Here is a 2,097-nt window from a genome sequence, read left to right on the forward strand (position 1 = left end):
CTGAAGCTCTTCGGCGCGGGCGCAGCAATTGTCAGCTGCCCCGCACCCACCTGCTGCACTTCGAGTAGCCGTTCGGCGATGCCGTTGCGGCCGAAGCGGAAGGCGCCGTCGAGGCCGATGAAACCGCCCGGATCGCGCAGCTTGTCCACCGGAAACGGGCTGCCGATCCGCCAGTCGCGCGCGATGCGGGTGGTGAGCAGCACGCTGTCATAGCCAAGCGTTGACAGGCGGAATGGATCGCCGCCGAACTGGCTGCGGTATTTGGTGGCATATTGCCGGTAAAGGCCATCGGACACGCTGGCGAACCAGGCGCCGCGCATTGCTGCTGAGCCAGGCAAGGCGCGCTCGGTGTTCCACAGCTCGGTGCCCAGAATGCGCGCCGTACCGCCGCCATTGGCGCGGACCATGGGCACGATGCGGATCGCCGCAGCGCCGCTGTCAGCAATCAGGATGGCTTCATAGGCGCTTTCCTGTTGCATCCTCCTGACCGCCGTCGTGATCGCAGCGTTGCCAGCGGCGTAGGTCTGCATCGAGACGACCGTGCCGCCCACGCGGTTGACCGCTGCGAGCATCGCGGACGAGGCGCGCTGGCCGTAAGTCCCGGCGGGCACCAGCCCGGCAAACCGGGTGATGCCCTGAGCACGGGCATGGCGGATTACGCGGTCAATGGACTGCGCCGGCACATAACCCATGATGAAGACGTTATCGCCAGCGATGCCCGTGTCGTTGGAATAGCTGATGATCGGCACGTTGGCCGCGCGGGCTGTCGCGGCAATCGCCACCACATCGTCGCTGAGCAGAGGGCCGAGGATCAGCCGATTGCCATCGGCAATCGCGCGCTGCGCTGCGGCTTGGGCACCGCGCGCGGTGTCATAGCTGGTGATCCGGATGTTGTTTGCCTTGGTATCAAGCAGTGCGAGCGTTGTCGCGTTGGCGAGCGACTGGCCAACTGCTGCGTCCTTGCCGGACAGCGGCAGCAACAATGCGATCCGGTGGCGGGCATCGTCGCTGGGCAACACGCCGGTGATTGGCCGGTCGGCCGGGCGATCAACCGGGTCGACGGGGGTCTGGACAGGGGGGGGAGGGGGTGCGGTTTTGGGCACCATCGTCTGGCATGCGGCCAGAAATGCCGTTCCCAAGACCAGCATCACGATGCCGAGTAAGCGCCGATAGGCCTGTTTCATCGCTTGTCGCTCCCGCATTGCCGGTCCATGAACGGGTTTAGTGACTCATGATCCCGAACCCGGCCTCTATATCGTGGCGACGCCAATCGGCAACCTTGGTGATGTATCGCCGCGCGCCAGAAAGGTGCTTGAACACGCCGATCTGATCGCCTGCGAAGATACCAGGGTGACCGGCGGACTGCTCCACCATCTGGGCTTCAAGCGTCCCATGATGCGCTACGACGACCATGCCCGCCCCGCAGACCGCGCGCGGCTGATCGACGCAGCGCGCGCCGGATGCGTCGCGTTGGTCAGCGATGCGGGAACGCCGCTGATCTCTGACCCCGGCTACAAGCTGGTGCGCGAGGCGCGTGAGGCAGGTGTTGCAATCCACTCGGTGCCGGGGCCATCGGCGCTGATTGTTGCGCTCACCTTGGCGGGGCTGCCCACCGACAGATTTTACTTCCACGGCTTTCTGCCCAACAAGCCCGGCGCGCGGACGAGGGAAATTGCCGGGCTGGCGGTGATGCCGGTGACTTTGGTGTTTTACGAAAGCGCCAAGCGAATCGCTGCCTGTCTGGCTGCGCTGCACGAAGGCCTTGGCGAACGAGAAGCGGCAGTAGTGCGCGAAATCAGTAAAAGATTTGAAGAAACGCGCACCGGAACGCTGGCCGAACTGGCTGCGGTCTATGCAGATGCGCCTCCCAAGGGCGAGATCGTGCTCGTCGTCGGCCCGCCGGGACCCGGTAGCGCCGTTGCGCCTGAGGAAAGCATCGAAGCGGCACTGGCCGAGGCCCTGCTGACCATGCCCCCCGGCAAGGCTGCTGGCGAGGTGGCGAAACAGTTCGGGCTGGATCGCAAGGCGCTGTACGCCCGCATATTGGCGGATCGCAGCGCGGGTGACTAAAGCTTCGCGCCAGCAGGCCGAGGCGCA

The 2,097-nt window shown here is 65.3% G+C and carries 2 protein-coding genes; one reads left to right on the plus strand and one right to left on the minus strand.

Going from position 1 to position 2,097, the window contains the following annotated elements; translation table 11 throughout:
• The coding region (locus tag ACEW8G_RS06370; RefSeq protein WP_373487599.1) for a penicillin-binding protein activator at positions 1 to 1,184 on the minus strand (1,184 nt) is incomplete at its 3' end.
• A 40-nt stretch (positions 1,185 to 1,224) separates the two neighbouring features.
• On the opposite strand from ACEW8G_RS06370, the gene rsmI reads away from it, so the two are divergent.
• Complete coding sequence (gene rsmI / locus ACEW8G_RS06375; protein WP_373487600.1) at positions 1,225 to 2,070, plus strand: 16S rRNA (cytidine(1402)-2'-O)-methyltransferase; 846 nt, start codon at positions 1,225 to 1,227, stop codon at positions 2,068 to 2,070.
• Positions 2,071 to 2,097: the final 27 nt, after the last annotated feature.

The organism is Blastomonas sp. (assembly GCF_041747255.1).
In the GTDB taxonomy this organism is placed as follows: domain Bacteria; phylum Pseudomonadota; class Alphaproteobacteria; order Sphingomonadales; family Sphingomonadaceae; genus Blastomonas.